This window comes from Microbacterium sp. Bi128 (assembly GCF_918698205.1).
In genome coordinates this window covers 1-1,307 of the sequence record NZ_CAKKMM010001405.1, presented here as the reverse complement: position 1 = coordinate 1,307, position 1,307 = coordinate 1, and the positions used below count along the sequence as shown (strand labels likewise).

The 1,307-nt window shown below is 72.4% G+C and carries 1 protein-coding gene; it reads right to left on the bottom strand.

Going from position 1 to position 1,307, the window contains the following annotated elements; translation table 11 throughout:
• On the bottom strand, nt 1-1,096 hold a 1,096-nt coding region (locus LQV45_RS33180; RefSeq protein ID WP_230011956.1), incomplete at its 3' end, for an SGNH/GDSL hydrolase family protein.
• Nucleotides 1,097-1,307 lie beyond the last annotated feature (211 nt).

Below are 1,307 nucleotides of genomic sequence, written 5' to 3'. Positions count from 1 at the left end.
CCGTCGGCTCGGGCGTCGAGGTCGGCTCCGGCGTCGATGTCGGCGTCGGCGTGGGGGTCGGCGTTGGGTCGGGGGCCGCGAAGAGCTCGCGCACGGCCTCCGCCGCCTGGTCGCTCGCGAACGCGGCGCCGGCGGCGTTCGGGTGAAGCGCACCGCGGCGGACACCGCCGAACGGGAGACCGCTGACCGGGATGCTGTCCGGCGACAGGGTGAGCGTGATGCCGTTGACGTACGAGTCGGACGGGTTGCACGGCGTGTGCGCGACGGAGTCGGCGGCCAGCGAGACGTAGGTCGCTCCCGCCGCTACGGTCGCGGCGGCCATCGCCTCGTCGAGATGCGTCTCGGTCTCGTGGAGCAGCGTCACGTCGACGTCGGTGTAGGGGAACGCGTTCGTCCGGAAGCCCAGTCCCTGGAACAGGCCGGAGTAGCAGCCTCCGCTCGGCGTGTGCGCGGAGTCGGGGGCCAGGGCCGGGTAGCCGATGACGATGATCTTGGCGTGGGGCGCGCGCGCCTGGATCGCCGCCAGTGCCGAGGTCAGAGCGGGCGCCACCGTCGTGTCGATCTGCGTCGACAGGGTGTTCACCGGCCCGGACGGGGTGTCCACGATGAACTGCTCCCGGCAGGTCGCGTGGGATTGCCCGTCGATGCTCCCGACGACCGGCCCGGCGGCCGACAGCGCGACGCACATCTGTCCAATGTTCCAGAAGCCGAGGTCGTTGCCGCCGATCGTGAGGGTGACGAGTGCGGTGTCGGCATCCAGCGCGTCGGACTGCGCCGGTGCGGTCCCCCCGCCGACGGACTGCGGGGTATCGACGACGTTGGCGATCACGGCCCCACCGCACGAACGATCGTCGAGGGCGAAGCCGAACTCGGCCGCGAGAAGGTGGGGGTAGTTCTGATCGGATTGATCGCACCCCGGACCGGGCTGCGTGGCCGCGAGAGGAAGCCCCCAGGCCGCGGCGTAGGAGTCACCGAGCGCGACGTAAGAGCGGCCCGTGAGGTCGGGAACGGCGGCAGTGGCGGGGGCGCCGGCGACCAGGAATGCCGAGACGGCGAGGAGGGCGAGACCGGCACCGGAGGCAAGGAGACGACGCATTCGGCCGACGGTAGGGCGTCCCGCACCCGCCTCCCGTCGGATCGGGCCCAGAGGGCGTGGAATTCACCCCCACGGCCACCGTGGCACGTGGTCGTCTCCCCCGCGCGTTACGCGCCGTCGCGGACCGCGGCGACGACCGCGCGCGCCCCCTCCCCCGACATGACGATCGAGTAGTGGTCGGTCCCCTCCACCCGGCGCACGTCCCTCAGCA